This is a genomic window from Microbacterium sp. (assembly GCF_031178525.1).
GTDB lineage: Bacteria > Actinomycetota > Actinomycetes > Actinomycetales > Microbacteriaceae > Microbacterium.
In genome coordinates this window covers 1-1,734 of the sequence record NZ_JAPSJA010000389.1, presented here as the reverse complement: position 1 = coordinate 1,734, position 1,734 = coordinate 1, and the positions used below count along the sequence as shown (strand labels likewise).

The 1,734-nt window shown below is 70.8% G+C and carries 2 protein-coding genes; one reads left to right on the top strand and one right to left on the bottom strand.

The features are described 5' to 3' along the window. Nucleotides 1–943: MFS transporter (locus RIF89_RS14725; protein ID WP_309069819.1), on the bottom strand; the 943-nt coding region annotated here is incomplete at its 3' end. 117 nt (nucleotides 944–1,060) lie between these two features. On the opposite strand from RIF89_RS14725, the gene RIF89_RS14720 reads away from it, so the two are divergent. After that, complete coding sequence (locus RIF89_RS14720; RefSeq protein ID WP_309069818.1) at nucleotides 1,061–1,588, top strand: pyridoxamine 5'-phosphate oxidase family protein; 528 nt, start codon at nucleotides 1,061–1,063, stop codon at nucleotides 1,586–1,588. The last annotated feature ends 146 nt before the right edge of the window (nucleotides 1,589–1,734 follow it).

The window sequence follows — 1,734 nt, the reverse complement described above, 5'->3', positions numbered from 1 at the left end:
GGATCATGATCACGGTCACCGGCAGGGACGCCAAGCCCGCGAACGTCGCGGAGAATCCGACGGTCTCCTGCAGGAACACCACGACCGCGAAGCCGTTCAGCGCGAGCGCGGCATACACGAAGGTGGTCGCAAGGTTGCCGGCCCAGAAGTTGCGGATGCGGAACAGGTCGAGCGGCATGACCGGATCCGCCGAGCGCCGCTCCCGCAGCAGGAAGCCTGCGAACAGCACGACGCCGACCGCCAGCCCGCCGACGACGAGCGGGTCGCCCCAGCCGAGCCGCGAGCCCTCGATCAGGGCGAACACGATGCCGCCGAGGCCGAGGGCACACAACGCGCACGCGATCAGGTCGACCCGCGCGCCCGGTTTGCCCACATCGGCGGTCTGCAGCCCCGCGAGCAGCCACAGCGTGACGCCGATCGGCAAGACGTTGATGAGGAAGGCCCAGCGCCAGGACGCGAGATCGATGAACAGTCCCCCGATCAGCGGTGCGACGAGCATCGCCGCGCTCGTCGAAGCCGTCCAGGCCCCGATCGCGCGGCCGCGCATCGCCTCCCCGAAGTGCGTCGTGATGAGCGCAAGGGAGCTCGGCACGAGCAGCGCGCCCGCGATTCCCTGCAGCGCTCGCGCGACGACCGCGAACTCGATGCCGGGCGAGGCCGCGATGGCGACCGACGTCACCAGGAATCCGAACAGGCCCACGCGCAGGATGACCTTGCGGCCGTACAGGTCGCTCAGCGACCCCGCGACCAGGATCAGCGCTCCCAGCGTCACGAGGTACGCGTTCACGACCCACTGCTGTCCCGCCAGGCCGCCGCCGAGGTCCTCCCGGATCGCCGGCAGCGCGACGTTCACGATGCTGCCGTCGAGGAAGGACACGAACGACGCCAGGATCGCGACCGCCAGCACGCGTCGCCCGGTCGGGTCCATCCGCTCATCCGTCACTTCTGCACCCTAATCCCGTCGGGCGTGCCAGGGGCGGCGGATCGGCAAGCGCTTCCCTTGCCGGGCGCTGTGCCGTTGACTGGAGGCAGGATGCACCCGCCCACGGGGAGGAGCGACATGACGATGCCGGGACCCATATCGGACGACCGAGAGGTCGAGGAGCTGTCCGCCTCCGAATGCTGGCGGCTGATCGAGAGCGGCGGCATCGGACGTCTCGCGGTCACCCACGTCGACGGCGGGCCCGACATCTTCCCGCTCAACTACGTCGCGCACCAGGGCAAGCTGTACGTGCGCTCCGGAGCAGGACGCAAGCTCCGCAGCGTTCGTGACCATCCCGCCGTGGCCCTCGAGGTGGACGGTGAGGAGGAGGGGTTCTACTGGAGCGTCGTCGTACGCGGGAGCGCCGCACTCACCGAGGTCGACTCTGAGATCCTGGCCTCGGGCGCCCGCCACCTCATCAGCGACGATCCCGAACACAAGCCGCACGTGGTGCGCATCCAGCCCGCCACCGTCACGGGACGGCGATTCGCGAGGCGGTCCCCGGCCGACGCAGGGCGCCCTGTGCCGCGCAGCATTCCGCACCGAGCGGATGCGCCGGGCCGGCCGAAGCCGATCCCCCACTTCCCGCCGGCCTGGGAACGGTAGACCCGCGCTCAGTCCACCCGGCCGGCACGGAACGCCTCGGGCACGACCTCGGCGTGCAGGCGCCCGAGGATCTCCGCCTGCTCGCGCGATCGCTCGGCGAGGTCGACGAACAGCTGCCGCGGCAGACCGAGGTCGGGGGCGAGCTC

Excerpts from the sequence above, each read along its gene's own strand:
- RIF89_RS14720 (WP_309069818.1), top strand. The coding sequence starts at position 1,061 with ATGACGATGCCGGGACCCATATCGGACGACCGAGAGGTCGAGGAGCTG.